The sequence below is a fragment of the Enterobacter cloacae complex sp. IR5401 genome, assembly GCF_049238425.1.
Classification (GTDB): Bacteria; Pseudomonadota; Gammaproteobacteria; order Enterobacterales; family Enterobacteriaceae; genus Enterobacter; species Enterobacter hormaechei_C.
The window spans coordinates 53,697-72,789 of sequence record NZ_JBMKHN010000003.1; the positions used below are offsets into that span (position 1 = coordinate 53,697).

17 protein-coding genes are annotated in these 19,093 nt (G+C 60.4%); 6 read left to right on the forward strand and 11 right to left on the reverse strand.

All coding sequences use genetic code 11. The annotated features are described in order from the left end of the window. Both srlR and gutQ read left to right on the forward strand, forming a co-directional pair. On the forward strand, positions 1 to 774 hold the full coding sequence (gene srlR / locus ACOTX1_RS05840; protein ID WP_022651731.1) for a glucitol operon DNA-binding transcriptional repressor SrlR: 774 nt from the start codon (positions 1 to 3) through the stop codon (positions 772 to 774). Then, positions 767 to 1,732: an arabinose-5-phosphate isomerase GutQ gene (gene gutQ / locus ACOTX1_RS05845; RefSeq protein WP_015571677.1), complete on the forward strand. Its 966-nt coding sequence runs from the start codon at positions 767 to 769 to the stop codon at positions 1,730 to 1,732. Before srlR ends, gutQ begins: the two co-directional genes overlap by 8 nt. Here the strand turns inward: gutQ and norR are convergent. Beyond that, on the reverse strand, positions 1,729 to 3,243 hold the full coding sequence (gene norR / locus ACOTX1_RS05850) for a nitric oxide reductase transcriptional regulator NorR (protein WP_023314715.1): 1,515 nt from the start codon (positions 3,241 to 3,243) through the stop codon (positions 1,729 to 1,731). The two genes, gutQ and norR, sit on opposite strands and share 4 nt — an antisense overlap. 187 nt (positions 3,244 to 3,430) lie before the next feature. On the opposite strand from norR, the gene norV reads away from it, so the two are divergent. Beyond that, positions 3,431 to 4,879, forward strand: a complete 1,449-nt coding sequence (gene norV, locus ACOTX1_RS05855) for an anaerobic nitric oxide reductase flavorubredoxin (RefSeq protein ID WP_022651734.1) — start codon at positions 3,431 to 3,433, stop codon at positions 4,877 to 4,879. Beyond that, entirely contained in the window at positions 4,876 to 6,009 is a 1,134-nt protein-coding gene (gene norW, locus ACOTX1_RS05860; RefSeq protein WP_023314716.1) for an NADH:flavorubredoxin reductase NorW, read from the forward strand. Before norV ends, norW begins: the two co-directional genes overlap by 4 nt. Before the next feature lie 126 nt (positions 6,010 to 6,135). Here the strand turns inward: norW and ACOTX1_RS05865 are convergent, their stop codons facing one another. From ACOTX1_RS05865 to ACOTX1_RS05880, 4 genes are all read right to left on the reverse strand, one after another. Then, entirely contained in the window at positions 6,136 to 7,158 is a 1,023-nt protein-coding gene (locus tag ACOTX1_RS05865; protein WP_023314717.1) for a HoxN/HupN/NixA family nickel/cobalt transporter, read from the reverse strand. A 1-nt stretch (position 7,159) separates the two neighbouring features. Then, complete coding sequence (hypF, locus tag ACOTX1_RS05870) at positions 7,160 to 9,376, reverse strand: carbamoyltransferase HypF (protein ID WP_023314718.1); 2,217 nt, start codon at positions 9,374 to 9,376, stop codon at positions 7,160 to 7,162. 5 nt (positions 9,377 to 9,381) lie between these two features. Continuing rightward, positions 9,382 to 9,927: an electron transport protein HydN gene (hydN, locus tag ACOTX1_RS05875; RefSeq protein WP_017382793.1), complete on the reverse strand. Its 546-nt coding sequence runs from the start codon at positions 9,925 to 9,927 to the stop codon at positions 9,382 to 9,384. A 132-nt stretch (positions 9,928 to 10,059) separates the two neighbouring features. After that, positions 10,060 to 11,073 carry a LacI family DNA-binding transcriptional regulator gene (locus ACOTX1_RS05880; RefSeq protein ID WP_022651738.1) on the reverse strand — a complete coding sequence of 338 codons (1,014 nt, stop codon included), beginning with the start codon at positions 11,071 to 11,073 and terminating at the stop codon, positions 10,060 to 10,062. Between the two features lie 214 nt (positions 11,074 to 11,287). Here ACOTX1_RS05880 and ascF point away from each other — a divergent pair, with 214 nt between their 5' ends. Beyond that, positions 11,288 to 12,739, forward strand: a complete 1,452-nt coding sequence (gene ascF / locus ACOTX1_RS05885) for a PTS cellobiose/arbutin/salicin transporter subunit IIBC (protein WP_023314719.1) — start codon at positions 11,288 to 11,290, stop codon at positions 12,737 to 12,739. Positions 12,740 to 12,757: 18 nt separating this feature from the next. Then, a complete protein-coding gene (locus tag ACOTX1_RS05890) occupies positions 12,758 to 14,182 on the forward strand; it encodes a 6-phospho-beta-glucosidase (RefSeq protein ID WP_023314720.1) in 1,425 nt (474 codons plus the stop codon). Between the two features lie 88 nt (positions 14,183 to 14,270). Here ACOTX1_RS05890 and hycI read toward each other — a convergent pair whose 3' ends face one another. Genes hycI through ACOTX1_RS05920 form a run of 6 tightly spaced genes read right to left on the reverse strand, consistent with a single transcriptional unit; the run spans position 14,271 to position 19,093 of the window. Continuing rightward, positions 14,271 to 14,726: a hydrogenase maturation peptidase HycI gene (gene hycI / locus ACOTX1_RS05895; RefSeq protein WP_003862145.1), complete on the reverse strand. Its 456-nt coding sequence runs from the start codon at positions 14,724 to 14,726 to the stop codon at positions 14,271 to 14,273. After that, positions 14,719 to 15,129, reverse strand: a complete 411-nt coding sequence (locus ACOTX1_RS05900) for a formate hydrogenlyase maturation HycH family protein (protein WP_003862143.1) — start codon at positions 15,127 to 15,129, stop codon at positions 14,719 to 14,721. Before ACOTX1_RS05900 ends, hycI begins: the two co-directional genes overlap by 8 nt. Next, a complete protein-coding gene (locus tag ACOTX1_RS05905; RefSeq protein ID WP_003862141.1) occupies positions 15,126 to 15,893 on the reverse strand; it encodes an NADH-quinone oxidoreductase subunit B family protein in 768 nt (255 codons plus the stop codon). The genes ACOTX1_RS05900 and ACOTX1_RS05905 overlap by 4 nt, the downstream gene beginning before the upstream one ends. After that, positions 15,893 to 16,435, reverse strand: coding sequence for a formate hydrogenlyase complex iron-sulfur subunit (locus ACOTX1_RS05910; protein WP_003862138.1), 543 nt, complete (start codon positions 16,433 to 16,435; stop codon positions 15,893 to 15,895). Before ACOTX1_RS05910 ends, ACOTX1_RS05905 begins: the two co-directional genes overlap by 1 nt. Positions 16,436 to 16,444: 9 nt before the next feature. Beyond that, positions 16,445 to 18,154, reverse strand: coding sequence for a formate hydrogenlyase subunit HycE (hycE, locus tag ACOTX1_RS05915; protein WP_023314721.1), 1,710 nt, complete (start codon positions 18,152 to 18,154; stop codon positions 16,445 to 16,447). A 15-nt stretch (positions 18,155 to 18,169) separates the two neighbouring features. Next, positions 18,170 to 19,093, reverse strand: a complete 924-nt coding sequence (locus ACOTX1_RS05920) for a respiratory chain complex I subunit 1 family protein (protein WP_023314722.1) — start codon at positions 19,091 to 19,093, stop codon at positions 18,170 to 18,172.

The window sequence follows — 19,093 nt, forward strand, 5'->3', positions numbered from 1 at the left end:
ATGAAACCACGTCAGCGGCAGGCGGCCATACTTGAGCATCTGCAAAAGCAGGGAAAGTGCTCGGTAGAGGATCTGGCCCACTACTTTGACACCACCGGCACGACAATACGCAAGGACCTGGTGTTGCTCGAAAACTCCGGCGCCGTCATTCGTACCTACGGCGGCGTGGTGCTCAATAAAGACGAAGCCGACCCGCCTATCGACCACAAAACGCTGATCAATACTCACCAGAAAGCGCTGATTGCCGAAGCCGCCGTCAAATTTATCCATGACGGCGATTCCATTATCCTCGACGCAGGCAGTACTGTCCTACAGATGATCCCGCTGCTCAGCCGCTTTAATAACATCACCGTGATGACCAACAGCCTGCACATCGTCAATGCCCTGTCAGAGTTCGACAGCGAGCAGACCATCCTGATGCCCGGTGGCACCTTCCGTAAAAAATCGGCGTCGTTTCACGGGCAGCTGGCGGAGAATGCCTTCGACCACTTCAGCTTCGATAAGCTGTTTATGGGCACCGACGGCATCGACCTGAACGCGGGCGTCACGACGTTTAACGAGGTGTTCAGCGTCAGTAAAGCCATGTGCAACGCCGCGCGGGAAGTGATTTTGATGGCAGACTCGTCGAAGTTTGGCCGCAAAAGCCCCAACATTGTCTGTAGCCTTGAAAGCGTCGACAAGCTGATTACCGACGCGGGTATCGACCCGGCGTTTAAAAAAGCGCTGGAAGCGAAGGGCATCGACGTGATCGTAACCGGAGAGAAAAATGAGTGATTTTCTGTTAAACGCAGGCCGTCAGACCCTGCTGCTGGAGCTACAGGAAGCCAGCCGCCTGCCGGAGCGTCTGGGTGAGGATTTTGTTCGTGCAGCCAACACCATTATCCACTGCGAGGGTAAAGTGATCGTGGCGGGTATCGGTAAATCCGGTCATATCGGCAAGAAGATTGCCGCGACGCTTGCCAGCACCGGCACCCCGGCGTTCTTTGTGCATCCTGCCGAAGCGCTGCACGGCGATCTGGGGATGATCGAAAGCCGCGACGTGATGCTGTTTATCTCCTACTCTGGTTCAGCCAAAGAGCTGGATCTCATCATCCCTCGCCTGCAAGAAAAATCGGTGGCCCTGTTAGCGATGACCGGCAAATCCCGATCGCCGCTGGCGCTGGCCGCGAAAGCAACGCTGGATATTTCCGTTGAGCGCGAAGCCTGTCCGATGCACCTGGCACCGACCTCCAGCACCGTCAACACCCTGATGATGGGCGACGCGCTGGCAATGGCGGTGATGCAGGCGCGCGGTTTTAATGAGGAAGATTTCGCCCGCTCCCATCCTGCGGGCGCGCTTGGGGCACGTCTGCTCAACAAGGTTCACCACCTGATGCGCACCGACGATGCCATTCCTCAGGTCAAACTCGACACCAGCGTGATGGACGCCATGCTGGAGCTGAGCCGCACCGGGCTGGGGCTGGTTGCGGTATGCGACAATGACCGCCAGGTGAAGGGCGTCTTCACCGACGGCGACCTGCGCCGCTGGCTGGTGGGCGGCGGCAAGCTGGAGGCGCGGGTATCCGAAGCAATGACCCAGGGCGGACTGACGCTGAATGCCGACAGCCGCGCCATTGAAGCCAAAGAGGTGCTGATGAAGCGCAAAATCACCGCCGCGCCGGTGGTGGACGAGCACGGCAGGCTGTGCGGCGCGATCAACCTGCAAGACTTCTACCAGGCGGGGATTATTTAACCCTTCAGTCCCAGACGTTTCGCCAGCCTGTGGAGGTTGGCGACGTCCATCTCCAGCGCCCGCGCGCACGCCGCCCAGCTGCGGTTATTCTGCTCCAGCGCGCGGGCGATCATCTGACGCTGGAACGCATCCGTCGCCTCGCGCAGGTTTTCGTTCACGCTCTCAGGTATCACCGGCTTCACGGACGGCGTCGTTTCCTCCTGCAGCGCGAAATGGCGCGCATGAATAACCACTTCATCCCCCGAACGCGTAGCCCGCGCCAGCACCACCGCGCGGTGAATCGCATGTTCCAGTTCACGCACGTTACCCGGCCAGCCGTAGCTCAGCAGGTGCGTCCTCGCACCGGGGCTTAGCACCACGCGGGAAAGCCCCATTTTGAGCCGACACTGTTCGCAGAAAAAGCCCGCCAGCAGCACCACGTCGTCGCCCCGCTCGCGCAGCGGCGGCACCGTGAGCGGGAACACGCTCAGACGGTGGAACAGATCGGCGCGGAAATTCCCCGCCAGCACCTCTTCGCGCAGATCGCGGTTCGTCGCCGCCAGCACGCGCACATCCACGCGTAAGCTGCGATCGTCTCCCACGCGTTGAATATCGCCATACTGCAACACCCGCAGCAGTTTGGCCTGGAGCGAAAGGGAGAGTTCGCCAATTTCATCGAGGAACAGCGTGCCGTTATCGGCCATTTCGAACTTGCCGCTGCGGTTGCTGATCGCCCCGGTAAAGGCCCCTTTGACGTGTCCGAACAGCTCACTTTCCGCCACGCTTTCCGGCAGCGCCGCGCAGTTGAGATAGACCAGCGGATTCACCGCACGGGGCGAGGCTTCGTGGATCGCTTTCGCCACCAGCTCTTTACCGGTGCCGGTCTCCCCGAAGATCAGCACGTTCAAATCAGACGCGGCGACAATCTCAATCTCTTTTTTGAGCTGCGCCATGCCTGGCGAAAGGCCGATCATTTCGGTGTGCGCCACCTGCTCAAACGCCGTCGGGCTACCCGGAAGAATATTCTGGCTCTCCAGCTGTTCTATCAGCAGGGCGTTGTTCAGCGCCCCGGCCGCCAGCGCAGCAATCAGCCGTAGCTCTTCGTCGCTGAAGGTATCGAACTGATCCGGCGACATGCCGTCGAGGGTTAACGCACCAATCAGGTTCTGCCCGGCAAACAGCGGCAGGCCGATACAGGCGTGCACCTTCAGGCTCTCCTGCCCGGGGATCAGGCCGTCGTAAGGGTCGGGCATATCGCTGTCCGCCGGGAAACGCACCACGTCACCCGCACGGGCGATGGTTTCCAGACGCGGGTGGCCCTCCAGGGTAAAGCGCCGCCCGAGTACGTCCTTCGCCAGACCGTCGATAGCCAGCGGAATAAACTGCCGCCCTTCGTAACGCAGCAGCGCCGAGGCATCGCAATCCAGCACGTGACGCAACGTGGAGATCAGCCGCTGAAAGCGGTCCTGATGACCAATACCGGTTTGCAGTTCTATGGCGATCTTCGCCAGCACATCTACGGAAAAGCTCATCTCTGCCTCACTGTCATTTTGACAATACATAGTGTCATATTGACAATTTTTAAGATAGTCAAAATGACTACCTATTTGGGAGCATCAAAATATAAATTCATTATTTTCAATAATTTAAAAAGTTGGCACGCAACTTGATATATGACAGTCATCTTATTTGAAAACGCCGTATTAAGTTGAGGTTGCTATGTCTATTCTGGTTAAAAATAACATTCATTGGGTGGGTCAACGTGACTGGGAAGTACGTGATTTTCACGGGACGGAATACAAAACGCTGCGCGGCAGCAGCTACAACAGCTATCTCATTCGTGAAGGTAAAAACGTCCTGATCGATACCGTCGATCACAAATTCAGCCGCGAGTTCGTGCAGAACCTGCGCAGCGAAATCGATCTGAATGAGATCGACTACATTATCATCAACCACGCGGAAGAGGATCATGCCGGGGCGCTGACCGAGCTGATGTCCCACATTCCGGATACCCCGATCTACTGCACCACTAACGCCATTGACTCCATCAACGGCCACCACCACCATCCGGAGTGGAACTTCCACACTGTGAAAACCGGCGACACGCTGGATATCGGCAACGGCAAACAGCTGATCTTCGTGGAAACCCCAATGCTGCACTGGCCGGACAGCATGATGACCTACATGACCGGTGACGCGGTGCTGTTCAGTAACGACGCCTTCGGCCAGCACTACTGCGACGAACGTCTGTTCAACGACGAAGTGGATCAGACCGAGCTGTTCGAACAGTGCCAACGCTACTACGCCAACATCCTGACCCCGTTCAGCCGTCTGGTCACGCCAAAAATCACCGAGATCCTCGGCTTCAACCTGCCGGTGGATATGATTGCCACCTCCCACGGCGTGGTATGGCGTGAAAATCCAACCCAGATTGTCGAACTGTACCTGAAGTGGGCGGCGGACTATCAGGAAGACCGCATTACGATCTTCTACGACACCATGTCCAACAACACCCGCATGATGGCGGACGCCATTGCCCAGGGCATCAACGAAGTTGACCCGAACGTGGCGGTGAAAATCTTCAACGTGGCGCGCAGCGATAAGAATGAGGTATTGACCAACGTCTTCCGCTCCAAAGGCGTGCTGGTGGGTACCTCCACCATGAATAACGTGATGATGCCGAAAATTGCCGGACTGGTGGAAGAGATGACCGGCCTGCGCTTCCGTAACAAACGCGCCAGCGCCTTTGGTTCACACGGCTGGAGCGGCGGCGCGGTAGACCGTCTCTCCACCCGTTTACAGGATGCCGGTTTTGAGATGTCCCTGAGCCTGAAGGCGAAATGGCGTCCGGATCTCGACGCGCTGGAAATCTGTCGCCAGCACGGTCGCGACATTGCCCGCCAGTGGGCGCTTGCGCCACTGCCGGAAACCGCACCCGCCGCGGCTGTTGCGCCGGAAGCCGTAGCAGAAGCCGCTCCTGCCGCTGCCGACCTCGGCCCTTGCATGCAGTGCAGCGTCTGCCAGTGGATTTACGATCCTGAGCTGGGCGAGCCGTTGCAGGATGTCGCGCCGGGTACGCCATGGAGCGAGGTGCCGGACAACTTCCTCTGCCCGGAATGTTCCCTCGGGAAAGACGTCTTTGATGAACTGGCAACGGAGGCAAAATGAGCCACGGCATCGTCATTATCGGCTCGGGCTTTGCCGCCCGCCAGCTGGTGAAAAATATCCGCAAACAGGATGCTAACGTGCCGTTGACGGTAATCGCCGCCGACAGCATGGATGAGTACAACAAGCCTGATTTAAGCCACGTCATTAGCCAGAATCAGCGCGCCGACGATCTCACCCGCCAGACGGCGGGGGAGTTTGCAGAACAGTTTAACCTGCGTCTGTTTCCGTACACCTGGGTGACCGATATCGACGCCGACGCCCACGTGGTGAACGCGAAAGATAAAACCTGGCACTACGACAAGCTGGTGCTGGCGACGGGGGCATCGGCGTTTGTGCCGCCGGTTGAGGGCCGCGAACTAATGGTCACGCTCAACAGCCAGCAGGAGTATCAGGCCAGCGAGACCCTGTTACGCGACGCCACGCGGGTGATGATTGTCGGCGGCGGGCTGATTGGCACCGAGCTGGCGATGGACTTCTGCCGGGCGGGAAAATCCGTCACCCTGGTTGACCACGCGGCCAGCATTCTGTCAGCGCTGATGCCAGCAGAAGTAAGCAGTCGCTTACAGCATCGTCTGACCGACATGGGCGTGCATCTGCTGCTGAAATCGCAGTTGCAGAGCCTGAGCAAAACCGAAACCGGCATTTGTGTGACACTCGACCGCAACCGCAGCGTGGAAGTGGATGTGGTAATTGCGGCGACGGGGTTGCGCCCGGAAACCGCGCTGGCGCACCGCGCGGGCGCAGAGATCAATCGCGGCGTGAAGGTGGACAGCTACCTGCAAACCACCCAGCCGGATATTTATGCCCTGGGCGACTGCGCGGAAATTAACGGCCAGGTGCTGCCGTTCCTGCAACCGATTCAGTTAAGCGCCATGTTCCTGGCGAAAAACCTGCTCGGCGGCAACGCCCCGGTGAAATTACCCGCCATGCTGGTGAAGGTAAAAACGCCGGAACTACCGCTGCATCTCGCAGGTGAAACGCAGCGTCAGGATCTGGACTGGCAGATTGCCCTTTCGCCTCAGGGCATGGTGGCGCGCGGCACCGATACTGCCGGTCAGATGCGCGCCTTTGTGGTCAGCGAAGACAGAATGAAGGAGGCCTTCGCGCTGCTGAAATCGTTACCTGCTTAACCCTCGTCATGCCGGGCGGCGCTCCGCTTACCCGGCCTACAGTACTGCCACGCTTACTTAACCTTTGGATTTTATTGTCCACCGCCCCGATGTCCCGGGGCTTTTTTTATGGCTACCCTTTCAGCGTCAGGAGCGCACCACCAGCGCGTCATAACCGCGCCAGCGGTAGTTCGCCATCGAGATCAGCCAGCAGGCGACAAACAGCCCGACCACCACAAATCCGGCATCGCCCAGGTTATCGTTCACCGCGCCAATCAGATCCCACACGCCGCCGCTGAGGGAGAACTTGTCCATCAGCAGACCCAGCGCTTCCAGGCCGCCGATAAACAGCGCCACTACCACCGAAGTGCCGGTGATGGTCATGTTGTAGTACAGCTTGCGCTGCGGCTTGTTAAACGCCCAGCCGTAGGCCCCCACCATCAGCAGGTTATCGAGCGTATCCACCAGCGCCATGCCGCTGGCGAAGAGCGCCGGGAAGATCATGATCGACCACACCGACATCCCGCTGGAGGCGCTGGCGGCGGAGATCCCCAGCACGCCGATTTCGGTGGCCGTGTCAAAGCCGAGGCCAAACAGGAAACCGACCAGGTACATCTGCCAGCTTTTATTGACGAGGCGGAAGGTTTTGCCGAACAGCCAGTTCATGACGCCACCCTGTGCAGGCAGCGTGATGTCGCCCTGCGCCGGCCTGCCGTGTTTCAGTGCCTGAAAACTGCGCCAGACGCCGCGCAGGATCACCATATTCACCAGCGCCATCGCCAGCAGGAAGGTGGCGGAGACGGCGGTGCCAATCAGGCTGCCGGTTTCGTGGAACCATGCCATGTTTTTCTGAAACGCCGTGGCGGTAGCGGCGATAGCAATGGAGGCCAGCACCACGATGGTGGAGTGTCCGAGAGAAAACCATGCGCCCACGCCGGACGGGCGCTTGCCCTGCTGCATCATCTTACGCGTCACGGTATCAATCGCGGCGATATGGTCGGCATCCACCGCATGACGCAGTCCGTAACACCAGGCCAGCAGGCTGGCCGCCATCAGCGCCGTACTGTCGCTAAAGGTGTGCCACGCCAGCCCCCAGGCCAGCAGGTTAGCCATCCCGAGAGCCAGCAGCAGGCACGCTGCACGAGGTTCATTGCGTAAAAGTCGTAACATTTTAAGTCCTTTGTGAACATGATCGGGCGGCAGCAACCACCACCTGCCCGAAGGAGATCGCTCCGTCGCCTGCGGGCAGGCGCGAAGGAAAAAGAAGCGTGAAATCAGAAAGGTAATGACGAAGGCGCGCGCGCAGCAGGCGGTTGTGAAGGACGCCACCGCTGAAGCACACCGTAGAGAGCGACCGTCGGCGGGCATGTGTTGCCGCCAGTTCGCTCAGCCCTTTTGCCAGCGCATCGTGAAAGGCCCAGGCGCGCTCGCCGGGCTCCGCCCGCCAGGCCAGCCACTGCTGCCAGAACAGCGCAAGGTTATCCGTCTTGAGCGTCACCGGATGATCAACCCCTGCACAGCGTTCGGCCAGCGCCTCCAGCCGGCACGCGGCTTCGCCCTCATAGCGTTGCGTTTCAATGCCCAGCGCACAGGCCACGGCGTCGAACAGACGACCACAGGAGGAGGCGCGCGGCGCATTGATACCGCGCGACACCGCCGTTGCCAGCAGCGGCCAGTTTTGACGCTGTACCGCCTCCGTTTCCGGGTACTGCTGCCAGTCAGGTACGAACGCCAGACAGTGGGCGAGCAAATTGCGCCACGGCTGTTTTGCCGCCAGATCGCCCCCCGGTAGCGCAACGGCTGGCAGACCGCCCAGCCGTTCGCAGTCGCGATAGTTCACCCGCAGGCACTCGCCGCCCCACAGCGCGCCGTTCTCGCCCATGCCGATCCCGTCCAGCGTCAGGGCAATAACATCCCCGCCGTCGAGCGGCCAGCCGTTCTCCGCCAGACACGCTGCCGCATGCGCATGATGATGCAGCACGGTCTCAACGGGCAGCGCCTGCGTCCGGGCCCACTGTCGGGCGTGGTATCCCGGATGGGCATCGCACACCACACGCTCTGGCTGGAAAGCGTAGATCTCCTGCATCGTCGAGAGCGCGCTGCGCCACTGCGCCTCTACGCCCTCGTCGCTCAGATCGCCAAAATGCTGGCTCAGCACCGCCTGGTTGCCACGTACCAGGCAGAAGGTATTTTTCATCTCCGCGCCGGTGCATAACATGGGCGGGATGTCGCGGAATCCGGCGGGCAATGTGATTGCATCCGGCACAAAACCGCGTGCGCGACGCAACATCGTGCCCTCCTGGTCCATCACTGAATCATCCATCCGTTGCAGGATGTCGCGGTTGTGCAGCAGGAAGCCGTCAGCGATGTCACTGAGTTCTTCCAGCGCCTGCTGGTTGTTTATGACGGGTGGATGGCCACTTAGGTTGCCGGAGGTCATCACCAGCGGACGCTGACAGTCCAACATCAGCAAATGCTGGAGCGGGTTCGCAGGCAACATCACGCCGACCGTATTCAGCCCCGGCGCAATCTCCTCAGGAAACGCTGGAAGGCAGGCTTTTGGCGTCAGCATAATCGGCGCAGCGGGTGAACGTAACAGCGTCTGGATGGCCTTCGGCAGATCGTTCGCATGCGGGATCATCACCGCCAGCGGCCTGGTCGGGCGCTGCTTGCGTGCCCGTAATTGCCGAACCGCCTGCGGGTTAAGCGCGTCGCAGACCAGGTGAAAACCGCCCAGCCCTTTGACCGCCACAATCCCGCCGCCTTCCAGCATCGCCACCGCCGCGCTTAACGCCGATTCGCGGGCAGCAGCAGCCTCCCCGGCTCGCCACTCCAGCTGCGGCCCGCAGTCCGGGCAGGCAACCGGCTGGGCGTGAAAACGCCGATCAGCCGGGTTGCGGTACTCCGTTTCACAGGGCACACAGAGCGGGAATGGCGCCATTGACGTGGCCGGGCGATCATAGGGCATGGCGCGGATAATGGTAAACCGCGGCCCGCAGTGGGTGCAGTTGATAAACGGGTAGCGGTAGCGACGTTCGCGGGGATCGCGCATCTCCGCCAGGCACGCGGGACAGGTGGCGGCATCCGGGACGATTTGCGTGTCCATCGCCCCACTCTCGCTGTGGCGGATGACAAACTCGTCCGGCAGCGTATTCCAGCTGTACGGCTGCGTTTCAACGCGATCGATGCGCGCCAGCGGTGGGCAGTCCTGATGCAGCCTCGCGGTAAAGTCCCCCCCATTACCCGCGAGACGCACCAGGACACCCTCTCCGTCGTTGCAGACATCGCCCACAAGCTTCAGCCGGTGCGCCAGCTGCCAGACGAAGGGCCGAAACCCCACGCCCTGCACCTTGCCGCGCACCCGCAGCTGAACGCCGTTGCTGCTCATACGGTTCAGAACAGCAGTGATGACGAGGTGTCGAACGCCGCGCGGCGACGTTTTTCGGCACTCATCTGTTCGAGCTTGTCTCGATCGACGCAGACCAGCGCATGCGTCGGACAGGCTTCCATACACGCCGGACCGGCGTCGCGGTGGTAGCAGAGGTCACATTTATTGGCTTCGGCTTTCTCCGCGCGCACGCTCAGCCCGATACCGCTGTTGCGAACCACCGGGCGAACCACCACCTCCATCGCGCCATACGGACACGCCACCACACAGGTTTTGCACCCGATGCAGCGCTCCTGCATCACATGCACGAAGCCTTTCTCGCGCTTAATCGCCCCGTTCGGACAGACGTTGGCGCACGGCGCGTCTTCACACTGGCGACAGATAGCGGCGGTAGAAATATTCACGCCTTTAATGACGTGGATGCGCGGCAGAAAGGTATCAGGGGTGAGAGAGGCGCAATCCTGCTCTGCCTGATGGGACACCACGCACGCCACTTCACAGGTACGGCAACCAATGCATTTGCTGGCATCGGCCATAATAAAACGGTTCATCTGCTTCTCCGGCATAACTGTTATGCGCGAAGCTATTCATAAACCGTGCCAATATTTAATGCGTTGATTTTAAAGAGAAATAAAAAGAAGTAGTTCTGTCATCGTCATTAGTGACGATGACAGATGTCGACGTCAGCGATGCGGGCCGTCAATAACGGAGTCGCGCAGGATAAGCTCACCGGAGAAGGTTTGCTGAAGCTTAAACTCACCGCCGTCGAGCATGAAAATCAGGCGGCTGATGGTCTCCTGGATCATCTCCGTTACCGGAATACGCACGCTGGAGAGGGACGGCACGATATAGGGCGCGATTGCCACGTCGTCAAAGCCGATGACGGACACCGCGCCCGGCGTGGCGACGCCGCTCTCGTGCAACTGCCTGATGGCGCCAATCGCCATATCGTCGTTACTCGCCACCAGCGCGGTAAACGCTTCGCCGCGGGTGAGCAGCTGAGAGACCGCCGCCGCGCCGCTGGCCGGGCTCCACTTCCCTTCGGCGATCAGCGCGTCACGAACTGCAATCCCGTGCTGCGCCAGCGCGTCCCTGTAACCGGAAAGACGCTCCACGCCGGTGGGGGAATCCAGCGAACCGGTGATAAACGCAATCTCCCGGTGGCCTTTCGCGATCAGCTGCGATACCGCGTCCTGACACGACGCTTTATGATCGGACCAGACGCTGTGGCTGCTGTTTTTCCGCAAACGGCGGTTGAGCACCATAATCGGCTGCTCGCATTTCTCAATAATTTCGTCCAGCGCTTCCACGCTCAGAAAACGCGGGTAGATGATCACCGCGTCGCAGCGCATGTCGAGCAGGTACTGGATCGCCTCGCGCTCCTCTTCGGCGCTGTGCTTGCCGTCCGCCAGGATCAGCTGACGCCCCTTCTCTTCCGTCATCCGCGCGGCGTTAAACAGCAGCTCGCTAAAGTAGACCCCATGGTACAGGGTGTTTGTCACCACCAGCCCCAGGGTCTGGGTGCGTTTGGTCGCCAGGTTTCGCGCCAGCAGATTGGGGCGATACCCACTCTCTTCGATGGCCTGAAACACGCGGTCTTTCGTCTCCTGGCTGACGTAACCGTTCCCCGACAGCACCCGGGAGACCGTCGCTTTCGACACGCCTGCCCGCTTCGCCACTTCCAGCATGGTGGTCATAGTGTTATTCCATTCAAAACTGATGAGCCGCAGTGTACTTCACCGCAGAAAAATTGTCGCAGCGGCGTTATCACGCTTTTTACGGCCACGAGTGATCGTCATCACGAAACTAAAAAATGAATAAAAAGCGATCTTGTTTCATTAAAAGAAACTCATGATGATTATGTGAAACCGGTTTCCTACACTTCACACAACGATAACAGGATCACATCCGATGGCAAAAAATTACGCTGCGCTGGCAAACGACGTTGTTAGCGCGCTGGGCGGTAAAGAGAACATCGTCGCCGTCACCCACTGCATGACGCGCCTGCGCTTCGTTCTGAAAGACGAAAGCCTTACCGACACCGCGCGCCTGAAAAGCATCAGCGGCGTGCTCGGCGTGGTGCGCAACGACAACCAGTGCCAGGTGATCATCGGCAACACCGTGTCCCAGGCATACCGTGAAGTGGTGAGCCTGCTGCCCGCCAACCTGCAACCTGCCGTAGCGGAAGGTCCACAGAAGCTCACGCTGCGCCGGATTGGCGCCGGGATCCTCGACGCGCTGATCGGCACCATGTCTCCGTTGATCCCGGCGATCATCGGCGGGTCGATGGTCAAGCTGCTGGCGATGATCCTTGAGATGACCGGCGTGCTGGGCAAAGGTGACCCGACGCTGACGATCCTGACCGTTATCGGCGACGGCGCGTTCTTCTTCCTGCCGCTGATGGTGGCGGCTTCCGCAGCGGTGAAGTTCAAAACCAACATGTCCCTGGCGATAGCCATTGCGGGCGTACTGGTTCACCCGAGCTTTATCGAGCTGATGGCCAAGGCCGCGCAGGGCGAGCACGTTGAGTTCGCGTTCATTCCGGTGACGGCGGTGAAATACACCTATACCGTTATCCCGGCCCTGGTGATGACCTGGTGCCTGTCGTACATCGAACGCTGGGTGGATCGCATCACCCCGGCGGTGACGAAAAACTTCCTCAAGCCGATGCTGATCGTGCTGATTGCCGCCCCGCTCGCCATCGTACTGATTGGCCCGCTGGGGATCTGGATCGGCAGCGCCATCTCCGCGCTGGTCTACACCATTCACGGCTATCTGGGCTGGCTCTCCGTTGCCATTATGGGCGCGCTGTGGCCGCTGCTGGTGATGACCGGGATGCACCGCGTGTTTACGCCGACCATCATCCAGACCATTGCCGAAACGGGCAAAGAAGGGATGGTGATGCCGTCGGAAATCGGCGCCAACCTGTCGCTCGGCGGTTCATCGCTGGCGGTAGCGTGGAAAACCAAAAACCCGGAGCTGCGCCAGACGGCGCTGGCCGCGGCGGCCTCCGCCATCATGGCGGGGATCTCTGAACCGGCCCTGTACGGCGTGGCGGTACGCCTGAAGCGTCCGCTGATTGCGAGTCTGATCAGCGGCTTTATCTGCGGCGCGGTGGCAGGAATGGCCGGTCTTGCCAGCCATTCGATGGCGGCGCCGGGGCTGTTTACCAGCGTGCAGTTCTTCGACCCGGCCAACCCGATGACCATCGTCTGGGTGTTTGGCGTGATGGGTCTGGCAGTGGTGCTGTCGTTTGTGTTGACCCTGCTGTTAGGGTTTGAGGATATCCCGGTAGAAGACGAAGCCGAAAAAGCACGCGCCCTGCAAACCGCACCGGTACAGAACAAAGCAGCAGAAGCATAAACTGAAAGCGAGGTAAGAATGTCTGTTTTTCCACAAGGATTTTTATGGGGCGGCGCGCTTGCCGCCAACCAGAGTGAAGGGGCTTACCGTGAAGGCGGCAAAGGACTGACGACGGTCGATATGATCCCCCACGGCGCAAACCGCCTGGCGGTAAAAGTCGGCAAGGAAAAACGGTTTTCGTTGCGGGACGACGAATTCTACCCGAGCCACGAGGCGATTGATTTTTACCATCGCTACAAAGAAGACATCGCCCTGATGGCGGAGATGGGCTTTACGGTGTTCCGCACCTCGATTGCCTGGAGCCGCCTCTACCCGAACGGCGACGAACCGCTGCCGAATCAGGAAGGCATTGCCTTCTACCGCGCGGTGTTCGAGGAGTGCAAAAAGTACAACATCGAGCCGCTGGTGACCCTCTGCCACTTCGACGTGCCAATGCACCTGGTGACGGAGTATGGCTCGTGGCGCAACCGTAAGATGGTCGATTTCTTCGCCCGCTACGCCCGCACCTGCTTCGAAGAGTTTAACGGGCTGGTGAAATACTGGCTGACCTTCAACGAAATCAACATCATGCTGCACAGCCCGTTTTCCGGCGCGGGGCTGGTGTTTGAGGAAGGTGAAAACGAAGACCAGGTGAAATACCAGGCCGCGCACCACGAGCTGGTGGCGAGCGCGCTGGCGACTAAAATCGCTCACGAGGTGAACCCGGAAAATCAGGTCGGCTGCATGCTGGCGGGCGGTAACTTCTATCCCTACTCCTGCAAGCCGGAAGACGTGTGGATGGCGCTGGAGAAAGACCGCGAGAACCTGTTCTTTATCGACGTGCAGGCGCGCGGCAGCTATCCGGCCTACTCTGCCCGCGTATTCCGCGAAAAAGGCGTCGTGATTGTGAAAGACCCGGGCGATGACGAACTGCTGAAAAATACCGTCGACTTTGTCTCGTTCAGCTACTACGCCTCGCGCTGCGCGTCGGCGGACATGAACGCGGGCAACACCAGCGCGGCGAACATCGTGAAGTCCCTGCGCAACCCGCACATTCAGGTGAGCGAGTGGGGCTGGGGTATCGACCCGCTCGGCCTGCGCATCACTATGAACATGATGTACGACCGCTACCAGAAGCCGCTGTTCCTGGTGGAAAACGGTCTGGGGGCGAAAGATGTCGTTGATGAAAACGGTGAGATTAACGACGACTACCGCATCAGCTACCTGCGCGAGCACATCCGCGCGATGGGCGACGCGATTGAGGACGGCGTTCCGCTGCTGGGCTACACCACCTGGGGCTGCATTGACCTGGTCTCGGCCTCAACCGGGGAGATGAGCAAGCGCTATGGATTTGTCTACGTCGACCGCGACGACGCCGGGAACGGCACGCTGGAACGGAAACGCAAGAAATCGTTTGGATGGTATAAGAAGGTGATTGCGAGTAACGGGGGGGATCTCGAGTAGCCTGTTGCCCTCACCCCAGCCCTCTCCCACAGGGAGAGGGAGATGGGTTTGGTAGGCCGGGTAAGGCGAAGCCGCCACCCGGCACTGCTCAGAGCGGAGAAAAACCTCCATCCCCAACCCACCCGGCAAGCCGTGAATACACCCCCTCCACCGCCTCTTTCACCGGCGGCGTCATCGGGTAATAAAACCCGACAATATCCGGCTGAATGCCCAAAAACAGCACCTCGCCCACGTCGTCTTTGATCTGATCCACCAGGTAGTTCAGCGGCATATTGTGGGTGGTCATCATAAACATCTCGGCGATGTCGTCCGGGTCAATCAGGCGGATCTCGCCGGGGTTAAGCCCCATATCGGTGGCATCGACGATTAACAGCCTGTCCGGATGCAGTTCACGGATGGCGACCACGTCGTTTTCCGGCGCGCTGCCGCCGTCAATCACCACCCAGTTGCCCGGCGGGTTTGCGGCGCACAGTTCCGCCAGCAGCGGACCCGCGCCGTCGTCGCCCATCATGCTGTTGCCGACACACAGTAAAACGTCAGTCACGTAATCTCCTCACCATCAGGTAGATGGCGCTCTCCTGATGAATATCGTGCAGCATGCCGAGCAGCGTTTTGCTCCACGCCTGCTGCGCCGGGGTTTGTACGCTCAGCGCCGCGTCAAAGGCGTTAGCGAGCATCGCAATGTGGTTGGCGTCGATGACGATCTCGCCATACTTCGGCACGCCCTCCATCTTGCGCCGCGCCGTACTGCCCTCCTCCAGCGTGGCGATCCACGCCAGGTATTCCGGCCACGGGCAGGTTAACGCCGCCTCCAGGCAGTCGATCACCCCGAGGTGGTGCCCAATCGCCAGGCTGTAGTAAACCACCTGCTGCGCCGCATCTGGCGTGGCGTCGTTCTCATCAATAAACTTACGGCTCAGCTGGCTGAACACCACCGTTTCACTCATCGGATACGCGCCTCATCCACGATGTTGTTCAGGTTCGCCACGATCTCATTGAGACGCGGATCGTTTTCCGCCTCCAGCCAGCGCGCCACCTGATGGTCGCCCTGGCTGAGCAGACGCAGATAATCGTCGGCAATCTGGCGTCCGTAGCGGTAGCCCGCCAGCCTGCGTGCCGTGCGGTCGATCTTCACCCGCAGCGGCTGCACCATGTCCGGGTGCAGGATAGTGGCTGGCTGGTTGTCCAGCTCGCCTGGCTCGCGGGCGTGGATCTTCTGCTCCAGCAGGCCGAGCGCCATGGCAAAACCGTACAGCGTGGCGGCGGGCGTCGGCGGGCAGCCCGGAATGTAGACGTCCACCGGCACGATTTTGTCGGTACCGCCCCAGACGCAGTAAAGATCGTGGAAGATGCCGCCGCTGTTGCCGCAGGCACCGTAGGAGATGCAGATTTTCGGATCCGGTGCAGACTGCCAGGCGCGTAACGCAGGCGAGCGCATCGCGCGGGTGACCGCGCCGGTGAACAGCAGGATATCCGCGTGGCGCGGGGACGGCACCACCTTGATGCCGAAGCGCTCGGCGTCAAACAGCGGCGACAGCGTAGCGAAGATCTCAATCTCGCAGCCGTTGCAGCCACCGCAGTCCACGCGATAGACGTAGGCCGAGCGTTTGATTTTTTTCAGCAGCGACGCCTTCATGCTGGCGATGGACTCCTCCACCGTCAGCGGCACCGGAATGCCGTTAGCGTCGCGCGGGCCGAGTAAGTTTTCCATCAGCTGGCCTCTCTCATATGGCGGGTTAAATCGATGCGGTCAGACGGCAGCAGGCATTTCTGACGCTTGCACTCCGGGCAGGTTTCGAAGCTTTCACGGTGATGCTCCGCGCGGACGTCGCCGTTGTGCTTCAGCAGCGCGATGGCGTAGTCGATCTCTTTTTGCACGGCGAACGGACGCTTGCAGACGCGGCAGTTGCACAGCGCAAAGCGCGATTGCTGGAGGAAGTCCTCTTTTTTCCACACCGCCAGCTCGTACTCCTGAGACAGGCGAATGGCGACCGTCGGGCAGACCTCCTCGCAGCGGCCGCAGAAGATGCAGCGCCCGAGGTTAAACTGCCAGGCCAGCTCGCCGGTTTTCAGGTCCGTTTCCACCGTTAAGGCATTCGACGGGCAGGCGTTGACGCAGGCCGCGCAGCCGATGCACTGCTGCGGGTTGTGCTCCGGCTTGCCGCGAAAGTTTTTATCAACCGGGATCGGCTCCAGCGGATAACTGCTGGTCTGCGCGCCGGTTTTGATCACTTTTTTGATAAAGGTAAACATGGCGAATCCTTATTTCAGCGGCGAGTTCTTACGCTCGATGCTGTAGCGCTCAAGCTCTTTGTACGGCACCACCTGGCTTTTCTTCTTGCGCACGTCCACGACGGTCATGCGGTCGGTGCAGGAGTAACACGGGTCGAGGCTGCCGATGATCAGCGGCGCGTCGGAGACCGTGTTGCCGCGAAGCATGTAGCGCAGGGTTGGCCAGTTGGCGTAGGTCGCCGCACGGCAGCGCCAGCGGTAGAGCTTCTGGTTGTCGCCGGTCATGCTCCAGTGGATGTCGTCCCCGCGCGGCGCTTCGGCAAAGCCGAGGGCAAAGCGGTTTGGAATGTAGGTGAAGCCTTCCACCATCAGCGGGCCGCCCGGCAGGTTATCGAGGCCGTAGTCGATCATGTTCAGCGCGGTGAATACCTCGTTGATGCGCACCTTCAGACGGGAGATGACGTCGCAGCCCTGCTCGCTGTGCACGGTCATCGGCAGCAGGCCGTAGCCGACGAACGGGTGATCGGCGCGGGTATCGCGGGCGTGGCCGCTGGCGCGCACCATCGGACCAACGTTACTGAAGTCGCGGGCGATTTCCGGGTCAAGACGACCAATCCCGACGGTGCGCTGCTCAATGTTGGGCGTGCTGAGCAGCATATCCACCAGCTCCTGCACGTCCCGGCGCATCTGCTGCGCCAGCTGGCGGGTCTGGATCATGTCGTCTTTCAGCAGGTCGCGGCGGATCCCGCCGATCAGATTCAGGCCGTAGGTTTTACGCGCCCCGGTAAGGATCTCCGCCATCTTCATCGACGCCTCGCGCACGCGGAAGAACTGCATAAACCCGGAGTCAAAGCCGACGAAATGGCAGGCCAGGCCGAGGTTCAGCAGGTGCGAGTGCAGGCGCTCCACCTCCAGCAGAATGGCGCGGATCATCTGCGCGCGTTCCGGCACCACGATCCCCATGCCGTTTTCCACCGAGGTGGTGTAGGCGGTGCTGTGGGCAAAGCCGCAGATGCCGCACACGCGGTCAGAAAGAAACGTGACTTCGTTGTAGCCCATGCGGGTCTCCGCCAGCTTCTCCATGCCGCGGTGGACGTAGAACAGGCGGTAGTCGGCGTCGATAATGTTCTCGCCGTCGACGAACAGGCGGAAGTGGCCCGGTTCGTCAGAGGTAACGTGCAGCGGGCCAATCGGCACCACGTTATTCTTCTTGCTGCCCAGCTCGTTGATGAACTCGTAGGTTTCGCTGTCGGTGGTTGGGGCCGGGCGCTGGCGGTAGTCCATGCTGTCCTTGCGCAGCGGATAGAGTTCATCCGGCCAGTCGTCCGGCAGCACCAGGCGACGCTCGTCAGGCAGGCCAACCGGCATCAGGCCGTACATGTCGCGCACTTCGCGCTCGCCCCAGACGGCGGCAGGCACGCGCGGCGTGACGGACGGGTATTCCGGTTTATTCGGGTCGACCTCGACGCGCACGGTGATCCAGCACTTCTCGCCCTGCTCCATCGACATCACGTAGTACACCGCGTAACTGCCGCACAGCTGGCGCTCGTCGTTACCGAACAACACCGACAGCCAGCCGCCCTGCTGGTAGTAGAGAAACTCCACCACTTCCGGCAGATAGTTCACCTTAATGGTGACGGTGATCTGGTCTTTGGTTTGCCAGGACTCCTCCAGTACCACGCCCGGGAAAGCCTGATGCAACGCGGCGAGATACTGCTGACCTTTCTTTTCTTCAGACATAAACACTCTCTTTAATCACGCCACCAGCAAGGAGACGAACGCTAAAAATGCAAAACCAAAACCAGCCCAGGTAATGCGTGACGTTTCGACAAAACGCAGGCGCGCCATGCTGTTTTCAAACAGGGCAATGACCAGCACGCCGATAAGCAGCTTGAGCACAGCCACCACCACGGCCAGCAGCAGGCCGCCCGCAGAGAAGTGCGTCATCTGCCCCCACGGGAAGAAAACGCCGACGAACATCTGCAACACCCCCAGCTGCTTGAGACTGATGCCCCACTTCAGCACCGCAAAGCCGTAGCCGCTGTACTCGGTGAGCGGCCCCTCCTGTAATTCCTGCTCCGCTTCCGCGAGATCGAACGGCAGCTTGCCCATCTCGATAAACGTGGCGAACGCGCAGGCGCAGAGCGCCAGCACCAGCGGGAGCGAACGTGAAACCGGCCAGTGGTAAACGGTGTCGGTGATAAAACTGATGTGGGTCGAGCCTGCAACCTGCGCGGCGACCCACAGCCCCAGCAGCAGAATTGGCTCAACCAGCACGCCGAGCATCGCCTCGCGGCTGGCGCCGATACCCGTAAACGGGCTGCCGGTGTCCAGGCCCGCAATCGCAAAGAAGAAACGCGCGATGGCGAAGAGGTAGATCAGCGTAATCAGATCGCCCAGCACCGGCAGCGGCGACGCCACCGTCACCACCGGCAGCGCGGTGGCGATGGTCAGCATCACGCCCACCATCACAAACGGCGTCAGGCGGAACACCCAGCCCGCGGCATCCGGCGCGACGCTCTGACGGGAGAGCAGTTTGAAGAGATCGCGGTACTCCTGGAGCACGCCAGGTCCGCGACGGTTGTGCAGCCGGGCGCGCGCCACGCGCGTGATGCCCGACAGCAGCGGCGCGGCGGCGAACAGCACCAGCGCCTGAAGAATTGCCAGTAACAGACTCAT

What these genes read in the sequence shown, in the direction of transcription:
- srlR (WP_022651731.1), top strand. Translation starts at nt 1, where the DNA reads ATGAAACCACGTCAGCGGCAGGCGGCCATACTTGAGCATCTGCAAAAG.
- gutQ (WP_015571677.1), top strand. Translation starts at nt 767, where the DNA reads ATGAGTGATTTTCTGTTAAACGCAGGCCGTCAGACCCTGCTGCTGGAG.
- norR (WP_023314715.1), bottom strand. Translation starts at nt 3,243, where the DNA reads ATGAGCTTTTCCGTAGATGTGCTGGCGAAGATCGCCATAGAACTGCAA.
- norV (WP_022651734.1), top strand. Translation starts at nt 3,431, where the DNA reads ATGTCTATTCTGGTTAAAAATAACATTCATTGGGTGGGTCAACGTGAC.
- norW (WP_023314716.1), top strand. Translation starts at nt 4,876, where the DNA reads ATGAGCCACGGCATCGTCATTATCGGCTCGGGCTTTGCCGCCCGCCAG.
- ACOTX1_RS05865 (WP_023314717.1), bottom strand. Translation starts at nt 7,158, where the DNA reads ATGTTACGACTTTTACGCAATGAACCTCGTGCAGCGTGCCTGCTGCTG.
- hypF (WP_023314718.1), bottom strand. Translation starts at nt 9,376, where the DNA reads ATGAGCAGCAACGGCGTTCAGCTGCGGGTGCGCGGCAAGGTGCAGGGC.
- hydN (WP_017382793.1), bottom strand. Translation starts at nt 9,927, where the DNA reads ATGAACCGTTTTATTATGGCCGATGCCAGCAAATGCATTGGTTGCCGT.
- ACOTX1_RS05880 (WP_022651738.1), bottom strand. Translation starts at nt 11,073, where the DNA reads ATGACCACCATGCTGGAAGTGGCGAAGCGGGCAGGCGTGTCGAAAGCG.
- ascF (WP_023314719.1), top strand. Translation starts at nt 11,288, where the DNA reads ATGGCAAAAAATTACGCTGCGCTGGCAAACGACGTTGTTAGCGCGCTG.
- ACOTX1_RS05890 (WP_023314720.1), top strand. Translation starts at nt 12,758, where the DNA reads ATGTCTGTTTTTCCACAAGGATTTTTATGGGGCGGCGCGCTTGCCGCC.
- ACOTX1_RS05900 (WP_003862143.1), bottom strand. Translation starts at nt 15,129, where the DNA reads ATGAGTGAAACGGTGGTGTTCAGCCAGCTGAGCCGTAAGTTTATTGAT.
- ACOTX1_RS05905 (WP_003862141.1), bottom strand. Translation starts at nt 15,893, where the DNA reads ATGGAAAACTTACTCGGCCCGCGCGACGCTAACGGCATTCCGGTGCCG.
- ACOTX1_RS05910 (WP_003862138.1), bottom strand. Translation starts at nt 16,435, where the DNA reads ATGTTTACCTTTATCAAAAAAGTGATCAAAACCGGCGCGCAGACCAGC.
- hycE (WP_023314721.1), bottom strand. Translation starts at nt 18,154, where the DNA reads ATGTCTGAAGAAAAGAAAGGTCAGCAGTATCTCGCCGCGTTGCATCAG.
- ACOTX1_RS05920 (WP_023314722.1), bottom strand. Translation starts at nt 19,093, where the DNA reads ATGAGTCTGTTACTGGCAATTCTTCAGGCGCTGGTGCTGTTCGCCGCC.